Raw genomic sequence first — 14,897 nt, forward strand, 5'->3', positions numbered from 1 at the left:
CCCCGCCCCGGCCGGGCTTTAACGCCGCAGGGCGGGCCACCCGGTTTCCCGGATGGCCCGCCCCTGTGGTGCGGTGTCCCTGCCTACTTGGCTGAGATCTGGCGCAGCACGTACTGCAGGATGCCGCCGTTGCGGTAGTAGTCGGCCTCACCGGGGGTATCGATGCGCAGGACCGCATCGAAGCTCTTGGTGGAGCCGTCCTCGCCGGTGGCGGTGACCTTCAGCGTGGACGGGGTGGTCCCGTTGTTCAGCTCGGTCACACCGGAGATCGCGAAGGACTCGGTGCCGTCCAGGCCCAGGGTCGCTGCGGATTCACCCTCCGGGAACTGCAGCGGCAGCACGCCCATGCCGATGAGGTTGGAGCGGTGGATACGCTCGTAGCTCTCGGCCAGGACGGCCTTGACGCCCAGCAGCGCGGTGCCCTTGGCGGCCCAGTCACGCGAGGAGCCGGAACCGTATTCCTTGCCCGCGATGACGACCAGCGGGGTGCCGGCGGCCTCGTAGTTCACGGCTGCGTCGTAGACGAACGCCTGCGGTCCGCCGGCCTGGCTGAAGTCGCGGGTGAATCCACCCTCTACGTTGTCCAGAAGCTGGTTGCGGATGCGGATGTTCGCGAACGTGCCGCGGATCATGACCTCGTGGTTGCCGCGGCGGGAGCCGTAGGAGTTGAAGTCCTTCCGGTCCACGCCGTTGGCCAGCAAGTACTGGCCTGCCGGCGAATCAGACTTGAACGAGCCGGCCGGGGAGATGTGGTCGGTGGTGACCGAGTCGCCCAGCTTCAGCAGCACGCGGGCGCCCTCAATGTCGGAGACCGGCTCCGGCTGCGCCTTCATGCCCTCGAAGTACGGGGGCTTGCGGACGTAGGTGGAGTCCTCGGCCCACTCGAACGTGTCGCCGGCCGGGGTGTCGAGCTCCTTCCAGCGGTCGTCGCCGTCGAACACGCCGTCGTAGCCCTTGGCGAACATTTCCTTGTCGATCGAGGAGTCCATGACCTGTTGGACCTCGACCGGGTTCGGCCAGATGTCCTTAAGGAAGACGTCGTTGCCGGCGTCGTCCTGGCCCAGCGGGTCGACCTCGAAGTCGAAGTCCATGGTGCCGGCCAGGGCGTAGGCGATGACCAGCGGCGGGGAGGCCAGGTAGTTCATCTTCACGTCCGGGTTGATCCGGCCCTCGAAGTTCCGGTTGCCCGAGAGCACCGAGGTCACGGAGAGGTCGTTGGCCTGGATGGCCTCGGAGATCTCCGGCTCCAGCGGTCCGGAGTTGCCGATGCAGGTGGTGCAGCCGTAGCCGACGATGTAGAAGCCGAGCTTCTCCAGGTACGGGGTCAGCCCCGACTTCTCGTAGTAGTCGGTGACGACCTTCGAGCCCGGGGCAACGGAGGTCTTGACCCACGGCTTGGACGCGAGGCCCTTGTCGACGGCATTGCGTGCCAGCAGTGCGGCGGCCAGCATCACGGAGGGGTTGGACGTGTTGGTGCACGAGGTGATCGAGGCGATGGAGACGATGCCGTGGTCGAGGTTGAACTCGCGCCCGTCGGCCATCTTCACGTCGACAGCCTTCGAGGGACGGCCCACGTTGAGGGCGTCCGCGTCGCCGGCGGCGTAGTTGTGGATGTCCTTGCGGAACTGCTCCTTGGCGCTGGTCAGCTCGATGCGGTCCTGCGGACGCTTCGGTCCGGCGATGGAGGGGACCACGGTGGACAGGTCCAGCTCGAGGCGCTCGGAGAAGCGGATCTCGCGGCTCGGATCGTGCCAGAGGCCCTGTTCCTTGGTGTAGGACTCGACCAGTGCAACGTTCTCCTCGGAGCGGCCGGTCAGGCGCAGGTAGTCCAGGGTGACGTCGTCGATCGGGAACATGGCGGCGGTGGAGCCAAACTCCGGGCTCATGTTGCCGATGGTGGCGCGGTTGGCCAGCGGCACCTGGGCGACGCCGTCGCCGTAGAACTCGACGAACTTGCCCACGACACCGTGCTTGCGCAGCATCTCGGTGATCGTCAGCACGACGTCCGTGGCGGTGGCACCTGCCGGGATCGAGCCGGAGAGCTTGAAGCCCACCACGCGCGGGATGAGCATGGAGACCGGCTGGCCGAGCATGGCCGCCTCGGCCTCGATGCCGCCGACGCCCCAACCGAGCACGCCCAGGCCGTTGACCATGGTGGTGTGGGAGTCGGTGCCGACGCAGGAGTCCGGGTAGGCGCGCAGCGTGCCGTCGACCTCGCGGGTCATCACGGTGCGGGCCAGGTACTCGATGTTGACCTGGTGGACGATGCCGGTTCCCGGGGGGACGACCTTGAAGTCGTCGAACGCGGTCTGGCCCCAGCGCAGGAACTGGTACCGCTCGCCATTGCGCTGGTACTCGATGTCCATGTTCCGCTGGACGGCGTTGTCGTTGCCGAACACGTCGATCTGCACGGAGTGGTCGATGACCATCTCGGCCGGAGCCAGGGGGTTCACGCGCGTGGCGTCGCCGCCGAGTTCTTTGATGGCCTCGCGCATCGTGGCGAGGTCGACCACGCAGGGCACGCCGGTGAAGTCCTGCATCAGCACGCGTGCCGGGGTGAACTGGATTTCGGTGCTCGGTTGGGCGTTCTCGTCCCACTGGGCCAGTGCGCGGACGTGGTCGGCGGTGATGTTGGCGCCGTCCTCGGTCCGAAGCAGGTTCTCCAGAAGGATCTTGAGGCTGTACGGAAGGCTGTCGCTGCCCTCGACCGCGTTCAGCCGGAAAATTTCATATTCGTTGCCATTGACGTCCAATACGCCCTTGGCACCAAAGCTGTCCACATTACTCACTGGGACTCCTCTCGCCAGACTTTCATCTTTGTTGCACGCCCGCGCCCCCCGCCAGTAAGGCGAACCTAACCGGTGGCGGGGCACGATGGGATGGCGGCAGAGCTCGGGGCCAGTCTATCCTTTCGCCGCCGGGACAAGCGCCCCGATGCACTCCACATGGTGGGTATGCGGATACAGGTCCAGCGCACGCAGCGACTCGAGCGCGTAACCTTTGAGCGCGAAGTCGCGGATGTCCCGGGCAAAGGACGCCGGATCACAGGACACGTAGGCGATCCGCCGCGGTCGGGCACCGGCCACGGCAGCCACCGCGGCGCGCCCTAGCCCGGTCCGCGGCGGGTCCAGGACGAGTCCGTCCAACCCGGTCGGCAACCGGGCCGCCTCGGCGCGCAACACCTTCTCCACGCGCCCCTGGCGGACGACGACCTGGTCGAACCCGTGAACATTGCGCCGGGCGTCCCTGCTGGTCCCCGGGGCCCCCTCGATCGACAGGACGAGGCCCTCCGGTCCGACGGCCCGGGCCAGTGGCACGGTGAAGAGGCCGGCACCGGCGTAGAGGTCGGCGTACACCTGTCCCGGCCCGGGCGCCAGGATCCGCTGCACGGCCTCGTTCAGGACCTCGGGGGCGCTGCGGTGGATCTGCCAGAAGCCCTCGCCGGTGACCCGGTAGTCGTTCCCGGCCACCCGTTCGGCGACCCAGGTCCGGCCCCGGATCCGTCGCAGCGTCCCGGACCCATCGGCGGCCGGTCCCCCCTGCTGGGTGATGGCCGCAACGTTCGTGCCCTCCGGCAGTGCCTTGGCGATACGGGCGGCGGCGCCGGCCTTGGCCGTGTCGCGCTCGACGAGGAGCACCAGCGGGGCACCCGCCCCGGAGGGTGCGGCGACCTCGATCCGCTCGAGCCCGTGCAACGCCATCCCGCCCAGGCCCAGCTCGTTGACCGCGTCCACCGCCAACGGCAGGTCCGCGATGGGCACGAGCCGGTCCGAATGGTGGGCGTTCATGGCCAGCCGGCCGGCCCCGTCGACGCTGAACGCCGCCCGGGTACGCCAGCCCAGCCCATCGGGGCGTTCCCCGGGGGCGGCCTCGACACCGGCGAAACCGACCTCGGCGGCGCGGAGCCCGGCCAGCCGTTCGAGTTGTTCGCGGACGACGGCGGATTTCAGCTCCCGTTGGTATCCCAGTTCCGCGTGGCCGAACTCGGCCCCACCGACCGGCAGTTCCCCGGCGGCATGGCGGGCCAGCGAATCGGCCGCGGGCCAGAAGTGCGCTACGCGGTGTTCGGAGGCGTCCAGGACCTCCACTGTGTCGGCGCGCCAGAAACGGGCCCCCGCGCCGGCGTCGGTCAGCCGCGCCCTGACGCGTTCGCCCGGCAGGGCGTGGCGGACGAAGACCACGCGGCCCTCGTGGCGGGCCACGAAGTGCCCGCCGTGGGCCGGGGCACCGATCTCGACCTCGATCAGCTCCCCCGGGATCTGTGCTGCCTGAGTGCTCACGTGGTGCTCCCGCCGTCGTGCTGTGGTGTGTTCTGTCCGGTCTGGTCCTGGCCCGCATGCTCAGGGTGGTGGTCGCCACGTTCGGCCTCGAACAGGGCCCGCCCGTGGGTTTCCTCGGAGAGCTGCCAGGGCACGCTGGCGACCACGACCCCGGGTTCGAAGTGCAGCCGGGTCTTGATGCGCAGCGCCGTCTGGTTGTGCACGAGCTGCTCCCACCAGCGTCCCACGACGTACTCGGGGATGTAGACCACGACGAGGTCGCGGGGGGAATCGGACTTGATGCCCTTGATGTAGTCGATGATCGGCGCCGCCGTCTCGCGGTAGGGCGAGGCCAACACGGTGATCGGGACCGGGATCTGCAGGCGGTCCCATTCGGCCACGGCCCGGGCGGTGGCCTCCTGGTCGATGTCCACGATGACCGCTTCGAGCTTCGAGGGCCGGCTGGCCCGGGCGAAGGCCACGGCCCGCAGCACCGGCTTGCGCAGCGTCGAGACCAGGATCAGGGCGTGCACGCGGGCGGGCAGGGCCTTGGCGGTGCCGGTGTCGTCGACGGCCAGTTCCCGGTCCACGGCCGCGTAGTGGGCGTGGATGGAGAACATGACCAGGTAGAGCACGAGGATCGCCAGCACCGCCAGCCAGGCCCCGAAGATGAACTTGGTGACCAGCACGATGACCAGCACGGCGGCGGTGAGCACGAATCCGACGAGGTTCAGCAGCCGCGAGCGCATGACCCGGTGCCGCACCCGCGGGTTCGCGGTGCTGGCCAGCTGGCGGGTCCAGTGCCGGACCATGCCCAGCTGGCTGAGCGTAAAGGAGACGAACACCCCGACGACGTAGAGCTGGATGAGCGTGGCCACGTGTGCGTTGAAGATCAGCACCAGCACCAGGGCGCCCACACCCAGGGCGATGATGCCGTTGCTGAAGCCCAGCCGGTCCCCGCGCTTGCGCAGCTGGCGGGGCAGGTAGCCGTCGGTGGCCAGGTGCGAGGCGAGGTTCGGGAACGAGGTGAAGGCGGTGTGCCCGGCCATCCACAGCACCGCGACGGTCGCCGCGAGGATCGCGAAGAAGCCGATGCTGCCGGCGCCGAACACGGCCTGGGCGAGCTGGCCCAGGACGGGGTGCTGGATGTAGTCGGCGGGCAGCGGTCCGCCGTCGGCGTGCAGGTTCGCCTGCGGGTCCTCCACCACGTGCACGCCGGCGGCCCGGGCCAGGAACATGGTGCCCAGGGTCAGCACGGTGGCGATGACGCCGAGCATCAGCAGGATCGAGGCGGCGTTGCGGGCCCGGGGGCGGGCCAGGTTCTGCACGTTGGAAATGGGGGCCTCGATGCCGGTCAGCGCCGCCGAACCGGTGGAGAAGGCGCGCAGCACCAGCACGGCGCCGAACAGGCCCGTCAGCGAGGAGTCGTATCCTGCCTGCGGAACAATCTCGAATCCGGCGCTGGGCGCCGCGCCCAGCGTCCCCAGGCCGGCGCTGATGGCCCCGGCGAGGATCATCACCAGCATCGCGCCGATGAACAGGTACGTCGGCAGCGCCTTGCCCAGCCGCGACCGGCCGAGTCCGCGCAGGTTCAACACGGCCAACAGGACGACGCCGGCGCCGGCCAATTGCGTCTGGTGGCCGCTGAGCACGGGGAAGGCAGCCACCGCGTAGTGCGCCGCCGAGGACATGGACACCGCCACGGTGAGCACGAAGTCGATCAGCAGCGCAGCGGCCACCGTGGTCCCGGCCCGCGGGCCAAGGTTGGCGCTGGCGATCTCGTAGTCCCCGCGCCCGGAGGGGTAGGCCTTCACCGATTGCCGGTACGAGGCGATGATCACCAGCATGACCGCCATGATGGCGACGCCGACCCACGGCGAGAAGTAGATGGCCGAGACCCCGGCGATGGCCAGGGTCATCAGGACCTCGTCGGGGGCATAGGCCACCGAGGACAGCGCGTTGGAGGAGAGCAGGGGAAGCGCGAGCCGCCGGCGCAACGGCGCCTGTTTCAGCCGTTCGGTGCGGAATGGCCTGCCAACCAGGATCCGCTTCAGCGCGTCGAGGAACGTCAGCACCAGTCAAAGTTAGCCCGTTGGCGGCGCATCTGTCATACACGCCGCACCGACACCGGGCGTGCGGCCCCGCGGCGTGGGAGACTGGAAGCCACGTGTGCGGCGGCTCGGACGCCGCCAGGACCAGACCAGACCACGACCATCGGGGAGCGTTGCATGGCCCACTTCGTCATCATGGGGTGCGGACGCGTCGGCGTCACGCTGGCCCACACCTTGGACGACGCCGGCCACACGGTGGCGATCATCGACCAGGACGACCGCGCCTTCCGGCGGTTGCGCCGCGGCTTCTCCGGCCAGAAGGTCAGCGGGGTCGGCTTCGACCGGGACACGCTGGAGCGTGCCGACATCGCCAACGCCTACGCGTTCGCCGCCGTGTCCAGCGGCGACAACTCCAACATCCTGGCCACCCGCGTGGCACGGGAGAACTACCATGTCCCGCATGTCGTGGCGCGGATCTACGACCCGGGCCGGGCGGAGATCTACCAGCGCCTGGGGATCCCGACCGTGGCGGCGGTGCGCTGGAGCGCCGACCAGGTCCTGCGGCGGATCCTGCCCGAACAGGGCATCAACGGAGACTTCCGCGAGGCGTCGGGGCGGCTGATCCTGGGCGAGGTGTCGGTCCACGACCAGTGGTACGGCCATACGCTGGCGGACCTCGAGGAAGCCTCCGGCATCCGCGTCGCCTACGTGACCCGTTTCGGCGAGGGGATGATCCCCGCCCCCGGGGCACGGCTGCAGCAGGGCGATGTCCTGCACGCCATGATGGCCGTGGCCGCCACGGGCGAGATCGATCGGATCCTGTCCAAGGCACCCGCCACCCATGATCCCGACGACGAGGAGATCCAGTGAAGATCGTGATCGCCGGGGCCGGCAGCGTCGGCTCCTCCATCGCCAAGGAGCTGCTCTCCCACGGCCACGAGGTCCTGCTGATCGACGAGAAGCCGGAGGTCGTCGGCCGCAGCGGCGTCCAGGGTGCGACCTGGCTGTTCGGGGACGCCTGCGAGCTGACCACCCTGCAGGAGGCCCGGCTCGCCGATGTCGACGTCGTCGTCTCGGCGACCGGCGACGACAAGGTCAACCTGGTGGTGTCCCTGCTGGCCAAGAGCGAATTCGGCGTCGGGCGCACCGTGGGCCGGGTGAACAACCCGAAGAACGACTGGATGTTCGACGACGCGTGGGGCGTGGACGTGGCCGTGAGCACCCCGCGGATCATGACCGCACTGGTGGAGGAGGCGGTGGAGGTCGGCGACGTGGTCCGCCTGATGACCCTGCAGACCGGCGTCACCTCGATGGTGGAGTTCACGGTCCCGCTCGACGCGGCGCTCATCGGCAGCACACTCGGGGAGGTCCCGTGGCCGCAGGACACCGCCGTGGTGGCGATCCTGCGCGATGACCTGGCCATCACCCCCAGCCCCGACGACGTGATCGAGGGCGGGGACGAGCTGTTCTTCATCACCGCCATCGCCGCCGAGGACGAGCTGCGGGCGATCCTGCGGACCGACTCCCGCTCGCGCAACGACGGCGAATCGGAGGACGCCTCCGACGCGTTCCGCGCCTGAGGCCACGCGGCCGGCCGGTCAGCCGGTCGTGGTCCCGTCCGTTCCGGGATCCGCGGTGGCGGCCGGGCGGGAGACCATCCACGCCAGCCACAACCCCATCGCATACAGCGGGATCCCCATGACGATGCGTGCGGCGCCGAGGGCCTCGATGTTGTCCGCCGCATACAGCGGCAGCTGCACCAGCAGCCGGGCGGCGAAGACGGCAACGATGACCCAGGTCGCGATGTTGTAGGCGCGCCGGCGTCCGCCGTCGTGGCGCCAGTCGGTGCCCTCGCCGCGGATGAAGCCGAAGACCAGGCCCATCAGCGGCCAGCGCACCGCGATCGAGACGGCCATGGCCACCAGGTAGGCCCCGTTGGTGAAGAAGCCGGGGACGTAGAAGTCCCGGGCGTTGCCGGTCGTGCGGGCCACCAGCGCGCAGATCACCACGGCGAACAGTCCGGTCAACGCCTGGGTGAGCCCGGATTTGCGGACCAGCCGGGCGATGGTGAACACCGCGGCGATGGCCAGCGAGGAGACCAGCGCCGGGTTGAGTTCCCGGGTGGCCATGAACACGCCGAGGAAGACGATGCCGGGCAACAGGGCCTCGACGAGTCCGCGGACGCCGCCCACTGTCTTGAGCACGTCGACCTGTCCGGCGGCCGTGCGGTGGATGCCCGACCCCTCGGCCAGACGCCGCCCCAGCTCGTCGGCGGCGCTGCCCTCCGGTTCCGGTGTACGCCCGTTCTGCGGGTCCTGGCTCATTCGTCCTCCGCTGCGTGTTCGTCGTCCGGCAGGATCTCGTACCGGGGGTTGTAGATGGTGGCAACGCCGTCGACGCGGGCGATCATCCCCTCGAAGCGCAGCCGCGTCCCGGCCTCGATGCCGGGGACCCGCCGCTGTCCGTTCCAGACCAGCCGGATGCGGGTCGCCGGGGACCGCCGCCCCCCGGGCGGGGCCGGGGCGTCGACGACCCCGGCGGTGAAGAGCGGGGCCTGCGTGCCGGGCAGGATCCTGATGTTCTCGACGTAGCCGCGCGCCAGGACGCGCCCGCGTTCGGGCAGCTGGCTGAGCACCGAACACCTTTCCGGTGCCCCCTCCCCGCGCGGTCGGGAGGGTGCGGAAGACGCCGAGTGCACGGCCGCCGCGCCGCGGCGGCGAGGGGAAGCGGGCCGTGGGGAAGTGGGCCGGTCAGCCAATTTCGGTGATCTCCGGCCCCCGCTCGGGCCGGCCCTGCAGGCGGGAGGTGTCACCGACCGGGGCTTGGCCGTCCTCGCCGTCTTCGCCGTCGGCGCGGCGGGTCACGGCCCCGGCGGGCATCGTCAACGGCAGCAGCTCGGCCGGCGGCATCGGCTGGTCGCCCCGGTCGACCACCACCCGGGCAAAGCGGTCCTCGAGGCGTTCGGCCTGTGCGCGGTCCAGCGTGGCGGGGCCGCCGATGACCCCGCGCAGGAACCAGCGTCCGCCGTCGACGCCCAGGAACCGGGCGACCATGTAGCCCTGGGTCCCGTCCGGGCCCTCGGCCGGCACGCGGGCGATGAGTTCCGTGCCGAACCGGCCCTCGACGCGGTCGATCTTTCCGTCCTGGCCGGCGATGCTCTCCTCGATCTGCGCGGCGATGCCGTCCCAGAGGCCGCGCGATTTCGGTGCGGCGAAGACCTGAAGCTGGAGGCGGGAGCCGTCGAGTTCCAGGGCGGCGGCGATGACGCGCTGGCTGCCCTCCTCGACCTCCAGGCGCAGCTGCATCCCCTCGACCGGTTCGACCTTCAGTGCCCCGAGGTCGATGTAGTGCCCGTGCTCGGGGGCGTCCTCGATGTCGAAGGGGCCCACCTCGTGGCCTGCCGCCACCGGGGCCGCACCCGTGCCGGTGGTTTCGGCGTCCGTGCCGCCCTCGCTCGCGTCGGTCGTGTCGTCGGCCGTGTCGGTCGTGTCGGCCGCCTGGTTCTTCCTGCGCTTGAAGATCATGGTTGCTCCTCCCGGTCCGCTCGGACCGCAGATGGTGACGGTGGTGTGGGTGTGCTCAGCGCGTGGCCGCCGGGGCGAATCCGCCCGTGGAGCCGAAACCCCCGCTGCCGCGCACGGAGTCCGGGAGGTCCTCCACCGCCACGAACGCGGCGTGCTCAACGCGTTGGATGACCAGCTGGGCGATCCGGTCGCCGCGGTGCAGCACGATCGGCGTCCGGGCATCGGTGTTCAGCAGCGTCACGGCGATCTCGCCGCGGTAGCCGGCGTCGACCGTCCCGGGCGCGTTGACGACGGTGAGCCCGTGGCGGGTGGCCAGGCCCGAGCGCGGGTGCACCAGTGCGACGAACCCCTCGGGCAGCGCGATCGCGACGCCGGTCGGGACGAGGCGGCGCTCCCCCGGTTCCAGGGTGACGTCCTCCCGGGTGCGCAGGTCCGCCCCCGCGTCGCCGGGATGGGCGTACGACGGCGGTTCCAGGCCTGGATCGAGCATCTTCAGCTGGACGTCAAGGGTGGTGTGCTGCTCGGGCATCGTGGCCGGGATCTCCAAGGAGTTGCGGTTCATGAACGTGATCACTCTAGCCCGATTGCGGGCCAGCCCCAATGCGTCATCGGGACCTGGGGCCGAATAAGGTGGTGGCATGCCTGATTCGAACGCCTCGACGGCGTCCTCCGAGATCTTCCGTGAAAAACTCTGGCCCGCGTGGTGGATGTGGATCCTCGTGGTGGGGACCGGATTCGCCGCCACCGCCATGTTCCTGCCGGTGAACCGGCCCCTGTCCATCGTCGCGGGGATCGTCGTGTTCCTCGCCGTCGGCATCGCCGTGATCGCCGGCACCTCGACCATCAGCCTCACCCAGGACTGGTTGAAGGTCGGCCGCGCCGGCATCGAGCGGCGCTACATCGGCGAGGTCTCGGTCCACCGCGGCGAGGACGCCACCCAGGAGCGCGGGCCGCGGCTGAACGGGACCGCCTACTTGTGCCTGCGGGGCTGGATCGACCCGGTGGTCAAGCTCGAAGTCGTCGACCCGAACGATGCCACCCCCTACTGGCTGGCCTCCACGCGCCGCCCGGAGGAACTGGCGCGCGCCCTGCAGGAAACAACCCGCGCCTAGCGGGCACATGCCGGAAGGCCGCAGCACGCGGCACGCCGCCGGCATCACGGCACGTGGCTCCCCGGCGGCATCCCGGCCCGTGGACAGCACGACGGCGGTGTCCCCGGGCAGATCCCGGGGGCACCGCCGTCGTTCATGGCAGTCATAGGTGGCACGCCAGGTGATCAGGCATGCCGGGGCGCGGGAGGCCTCAGCCCTCGCAGTCCTTGCAGTAGAACAGCCCGTCCTTTTCCTTGGCCACCTGCGAGCGGTGGCGCACCAGGAAGCAGGACGCGCAGGTGAACTCGTCGGATTGCGCCGGCAGGACACGCACCAGCAGCTCCTCGCCGGACAGGTCGGCGCCCGGCAGCTCGTAGCTGTCCGCCGCCTCCGCCTCGTCCTCGTCCACCACCGCGGACTGCTTGTCGGAGCGGCGTCCCTTCAGCTCCTCGAGGGAGTCCTGGCTGGTCTCCTCGTCGTTCTTCCTCGGCGCGTCGTAGTCAGTCGCCATCGTCTCTCCATCATGCTGTGGTCATAGCTGGTCAAAGGTCCATGCAGGCCAGTGCCTGCACCGTCGGATCGGGGTTCGGGCGGCCACGGCGCCGCCCCTCGCACGGGCCGACCAGACAGGTCGATCCGACGTTCCAGATCCTCGACGTACAACGCCGCGAACGGGCGTTTTGTGCCCGTGACGGACAGATTGTCCACCATCGGAACCCAGAAAGCCAATCCCGGTGGCGCCGACCCCGTGGTGCAGCCAGCACCCTGTTGGTACCGGGTCCGTCGCCCCCGTCACCTCCCGCTTCCCGGTGGGCGACGATCCCGATCAAACCGCGCCACACCACGGCAAATGATGGCTAAACCCCGCCTCCGGTGGCAGAGTCTTACCCGTACGTGAGCATCCGTGGAGGGAAAGTATGCAGCAACTTCGGCTCGTAGGTGTCCAGGAGGATGGCGAGCACCTGCTGTTGGGCAGTGACGATGGGTCCAGCTTCGTGCTGCGCATCGACGAGGCGCTGCGCGCCGCCACCACGCGTCCCATCGGCCGTCCCGCCGCTTCGGCTGCGGAGCACACGCCGACTGCCCTCTCCCCCCGTGAGATCCAGACCCGGATCCGCACCGGCTCGACCGCCGAACAGGTTGCCGAGGAATCGGGCCTGCCGCTGGAGCACGTGCTGCGCTATGAGGGCCCGGTCCGCGCCGAGCGCGACTACGTAGCGCAGCAGGCGCGCAACATCGAGGTGTCCACTCCCCAGGGCCACGACACGTACCGTTCGGCCTTTGGCGACGAACCCGCCTCGCTGGGCGAAATGGTCGACGTCCGGCTCAACGCCCTCGGCGTCAGCGCCTCGTCCCTGGAATGGGATGCCTGGCGCCGCAGCGACGGGTCCTGGAACGTCTCGGCGACCTTCGACCTGGGCGGGTCGAACACCGACGCCAGCATTGGCGAGGAGCCCCCGGCCTTGTGGGTCTTCCAGCCGGCCCGCAAGTCGCTGCAGAACTCGAATCGCTGGGCCCAGGTCCTCAGCGAGATGGAACCGGCCGAGAACGCGTTCACCAACCGCCGGTTGACCACGGTGGCCGACCGGCCCTTCGACTTCGAGTCCGATGCCGGCGAGGAGGCCGACGCGCCCGAGGCCGGCGCGCAGAGCACTGGCCCGGGCGAGAGCGAATCCGAGGAGCTGCTGGACATCCTGCGGGCCCGGCGCGGGCAGCGGCTCGGCGTCGACGAGGAGGGCGACGATGCCCTGGCACTGCTCCTGTCGCAGGGATCCATCCCCGCGGCGCACCCCCGCGACGAGGACTTCGTCGACGAGGGCGAGGCCCGCCGCCTCGGCTTCGTCCCGCCCCATGACGAGGAGGACGACGACGAAGACGGGCACCTGGCTCCGCTGCACGACGGCGTCAGCACGAACACGAGCGAATACACGGTCATTCCGGGGCTTCGCGCCGAGGACTACCGCCACGCGGACGAGACCGTGACCCGGCACGAGGACGCCCACGACGAGCACGGCCACCCGCGCAAGAAGGCCAAGCGTTCCTCGGTGCCCAGCTGGGACGAAATCGTCTTCGGCAAGAAGCGCGACTGATCCCTCCCGACGGGGCTACCTCGGGGTGGCCAGCGTCAGCAGCGGCACCTCGCGTTCGGCACGCGTCATCGAACCGTGCTGGCCGACCATCTCCATCGCCCGCGGACTGGCACGGCGGCCGTCGTAGAGCGCGAGTTCGCCGCTGGCCAACACCAGCACATCGCCGATCCGGTCCCTGACCCGCTCGTCGACGGCGCCGAAATAGCCGCGTCCGATCGCCTCGTCGCGGGTGAGCACCCAGGCTTTCGCGCCGAACGCCTGCTTCCACCGCAGGACCACCTCCGCCCGCAGGTCCTCGCTGGCGTCCGGGGCGAAATGCAGCTGCACCGCCCGCGGCTCCCCTGCCGTCAAGGCGATGCCCTCGAGCAGCTCCGGCTGCCGGGAGTAGTCGATGCGCGCCTCGGGGCGCACGTCGACCATGCCGTGGTCCGCCACCAGCAGCAGCAGGGTCCCGGCCGGCACCCTGCGGGCGAGGGTGCGCATGTTCGCGTCGAGTTCCTCCAGTTCACCGACCCATTGTGGCGAATCGCAGCCGAAACGGTGCCCGGCTTTGTCCAGTTCGTTCCAATAGCAATAGACCAGGGCTTTTTCGTGGGCCTCCAGCGTCTCCACGGCCGCCCGCACCCGGGCCTGCGGGGTGCCCGCGGCCACGAACTCCCCGCCGTTCAGTGCGGCGCGGGTCAGGGCCGAGTCCCGGAAGCGGGGCAAGCTCGCGGTCGCCACGTGCACGTGCCGTGCGGCGTCGGCCAGCACGGTGGGGTAGGGCTGCCACACGGCGGGTTCCAGGTCGGCGGGCCACTGTCCGAGCATGTTCACCACCCGCGGCACCACCGGATCCACGACGTCGTAGCCGACGATCCCGTGGCGTCCCGGTTCCAGGCCGGTCCCCAGGCTGGTCAGGGAGGCCGCGGTGGTCGTCGGGAAGGCCGCATCGAGGGTGCGCGAGCCGGGCAGGGTGGAGCGCAGGAACGGCGCGTGCCCGGCGCGGGCCTTCAGCAGGGACCGGCCCAGGCCATCGGCCATCACTACGCAGACCTTCGGGGCCTTGGGCAGGCCCAGCGTGTTGGTGTATCCCGGGATGCCGAGTGCGGCTGCGGCACTGGGCAGCAGCGCTGAGAGGTCCGCGGTGCCATACCGCGGTGCGGCGGGGAGCGCTTCGGCGGGTTCGAGTCTGGTCGTCTTGGCGGGTCCCACTCCGGCTCAGCCCTGGTGGTGCCCGCGGACGAACCGGCCGCCGCTGCGGGGCGCGCGCGGGTCGGGGGCCGCGGTCGGCTTCGGATCGATGGCCGTGGAGGTGGTGGCCTTGCGCAGGGCGCGGGCGAACGCGCGGGCATCGTCCACGGCCTGCAGGCCGTCGGCCTCGGCGCTGACGCGCATGACGACGTCCTCCTTTTGCAGCGTTCCGGTGTAGCCGTGGTCGGCGTCGCATTGCGGGTCCGCGCAGCCGGCCGGTGCCAAGTCCACGCGCTGGCCGCCGGACCAGGAGATCGCCAGCGTGAGTTCCCGGCTCTTGTCGCTCGGGCGGTAGTCCTGCGGTTGGTGGTAGACGAAGCTGAGCACCACCGAGGAGATCCTGCCGATCGGCACCGTTTCGGTGGAGACCTGGGCCATGACCTGATCTCCCGCCTCGTCCATCTGCTGGTCGTCGACGTGCACGATCACCATCACCTCGGCGGTGAGCACCAGCACGGTCACGTGCCGGTGGACCTCGGTGTGCTCGATGTGGGTCTCCAACTGGACCAGGTGGGCCAGCGGCTCCATGCCGTCGAGGGCGTCTTCGACGACGTCCGCGACAAGCCGCGGGTAGAACCCCGCCCGCTCGAGTGCGCTGTGCAGGTCACGGCCGGTGGCCGAAGTACGGGAGAACATGCCTCCAGTCTAA

The 14,897-nt window shown here is 70.1% G+C and carries 14 protein-coding genes; 4 read left to right on the forward strand and 10 right to left on the reverse strand.

Translation table 11 applies throughout. From position 1 onward, the window contains the following. Positions 1-83 precede the first annotated feature (83 nt). From acnA to AB8M85_RS05775, 3 genes are all read right to left on the reverse strand, one after another. A complete protein-coding gene (acnA, locus tag AB8M85_RS05765; RefSeq protein ID WP_372697828.1) occupies positions 84-2,789 on the reverse strand; it encodes an aconitate hydratase AcnA in 2,706 nt (901 codons plus the stop codon). A gap of 114 nt (positions 2,790-2,903) precedes the next feature. Then, the gene (locus tag AB8M85_RS05770; protein ID WP_372697829.1) at positions 2,904-4,280 is read right to left on the reverse strand and encodes a class I SAM-dependent RNA methyltransferase; all 1,377 of its coding nucleotides are present in this window, start codon (positions 4,278-4,280) and stop codon (positions 2,904-2,906) included. Beyond that, positions 4,277-6,334: an APC family permease gene (locus tag AB8M85_RS05775; protein ID WP_372697830.1), complete on the reverse strand. Its 2,058-nt coding sequence runs from the start codon at positions 6,332-6,334 to the stop codon at positions 4,277-4,279. The genes AB8M85_RS05770 and AB8M85_RS05775 overlap by 4 nt, the downstream gene beginning before the upstream one ends. 153 nt (positions 6,335-6,487) lie before the next feature. Here AB8M85_RS05775 and AB8M85_RS05780 point away from each other — a divergent pair, with 153 nt between their 5' ends. Continuing rightward, complete coding sequence (locus AB8M85_RS05780) at positions 6,488-7,180, forward strand: TrkA family potassium uptake protein (RefSeq protein WP_372697831.1); 693 nt, start codon at positions 6,488-6,490, stop codon at positions 7,178-7,180. Further along, positions 7,177-7,890: a TrkA family potassium uptake protein gene (locus AB8M85_RS05785; RefSeq protein WP_372697832.1), complete on the forward strand. Its 714-nt coding sequence runs from the start codon at positions 7,177-7,179 to the stop codon at positions 7,888-7,890. Before AB8M85_RS05780 ends, AB8M85_RS05785 begins: the two co-directional genes overlap by 4 nt. A gap of 18 nt (positions 7,891-7,908) precedes the next feature. On the opposite strand, the gene AB8M85_RS05790 is transcribed toward AB8M85_RS05785, so the two are convergent. The 4 genes from AB8M85_RS05790 to dut form a co-directional block, all read right to left on the reverse strand. Next, entirely contained in the window at positions 7,909-8,634 is a 726-nt protein-coding gene (locus tag AB8M85_RS05790; RefSeq protein WP_372697833.1) for a DUF3159 domain-containing protein, read from the reverse strand. After that, entirely contained in the window at positions 8,631-8,945 is a 315-nt protein-coding gene (locus tag AB8M85_RS05795; protein WP_372697834.1) for a hypothetical protein, read from the reverse strand. The genes AB8M85_RS05790 and AB8M85_RS05795 overlap by 4 nt, the downstream gene beginning before the upstream one ends. 115 nt (positions 8,946-9,060) lie before the next feature. After that, entirely contained in the window at positions 9,061-9,834 is a 774-nt protein-coding gene (locus AB8M85_RS05800) for a DUF3710 domain-containing protein (protein WP_372697835.1), read from the reverse strand. Positions 9,835-9,889: 55 nt separating this feature from the next. Next, a complete protein-coding gene (dut, locus tag AB8M85_RS05805; protein WP_372697836.1) occupies positions 9,890-10,396 on the reverse strand; it encodes a dUTP diphosphatase in 507 nt (168 codons plus the stop codon). A 76-nt stretch (positions 10,397-10,472) separates the two neighbouring features. Between dut and AB8M85_RS05810 the strand changes: the two genes are divergently transcribed. Next, complete coding sequence (locus AB8M85_RS05810) at positions 10,473-10,946, forward strand: DUF3093 domain-containing protein (protein WP_372697837.1); 474 nt, start codon at positions 10,473-10,475, stop codon at positions 10,944-10,946. A gap of 190 nt (positions 10,947-11,136) precedes the next feature. On the opposite strand, the gene AB8M85_RS05815 is transcribed toward AB8M85_RS05810, so the two are convergent. After that, positions 11,137-11,436, reverse strand: coding sequence for a DUF4193 domain-containing protein (locus tag AB8M85_RS05815; RefSeq protein WP_372697838.1), 300 nt, complete (start codon positions 11,434-11,436; stop codon positions 11,137-11,139). 406 nt (positions 11,437-11,842) lie between these two features. Between AB8M85_RS05815 and sepH the strand changes: the two genes are divergently transcribed. Continuing rightward, entirely contained in the window at positions 11,843-13,015 is a 1,173-nt protein-coding gene (gene sepH, locus AB8M85_RS05820) for a septation protein SepH (RefSeq protein ID WP_372697839.1), read from the forward strand. A gap of 15 nt (positions 13,016-13,030) precedes the next feature. Here sepH and AB8M85_RS05825 read toward each other — a convergent pair whose 3' ends face one another. Continuing rightward, positions 13,031-14,209: an alkaline phosphatase family protein gene (locus tag AB8M85_RS05825; RefSeq protein ID WP_372697840.1), complete on the reverse strand. Its 1,179-nt coding sequence runs from the start codon at positions 14,207-14,209 to the stop codon at positions 13,031-13,033. 6 nt (positions 14,210-14,215) lie between these two features. Continuing rightward, on the reverse strand, positions 14,216-14,884 hold the full coding sequence (locus tag AB8M85_RS05830) for a DUF5998 family protein (protein WP_372697841.1): 669 nt from the start codon (positions 14,882-14,884) through the stop codon (positions 14,216-14,218). Between the last annotated feature and the right edge of the window lie 13 nt (positions 14,885-14,897).

Origin of the sequence: Arthrobacter sp. JSM 101049 (assembly GCF_041679245.1) — a bacterium.
In the GTDB taxonomy this organism is placed as follows: Bacteria; Actinomycetota; Actinomycetes; order Actinomycetales; family Micrococcaceae; genus Arthrobacter_H.

Coding starts and splice junctions, on each gene's coding strand:
- AB8M85_RS05830 (WP_372697841.1), bottom strand. CDS start 14,884: ATGTTCTCCCGTACTTCGGCCACCGGCCGTGACCTGCACAGCGCACTC.
- sepH (WP_372697839.1), top strand. CDS start 11,843: ATGCAGCAACTTCGGCTCGTAGGTGTCCAGGAGGATGGCGAGCACCTG.
- AB8M85_RS05815 (WP_372697838.1), bottom strand. CDS start 11,436: ATGGCGACTGACTACGACGCGCCGAGGAAGAACGACGAGGAGACCAGC.
- AB8M85_RS05800 (WP_372697835.1), bottom strand. CDS start 9,834: ATGATCTTCAAGCGCAGGAAGAACCAGGCGGCCGACACGACCGACACG.
- AB8M85_RS05810 (WP_372697837.1), top strand. CDS start 10,473: ATGCCTGATTCGAACGCCTCGACGGCGTCCTCCGAGATCTTCCGTGAA.
- AB8M85_RS05780 (WP_372697831.1), top strand. CDS start 6,488: ATGGCCCACTTCGTCATCATGGGGTGCGGACGCGTCGGCGTCACGCTG.
- dut (WP_372697836.1), bottom strand. CDS start 10,396: ATGAACCGCAACTCCTTGGAGATCCCGGCCACGATGCCCGAGCAGCAC.
- AB8M85_RS05790 (WP_372697833.1), bottom strand. CDS start 8,634: ATGAGCCAGGACCCGCAGAACGGGCGTACACCGGAACCGGAGGGCAGC.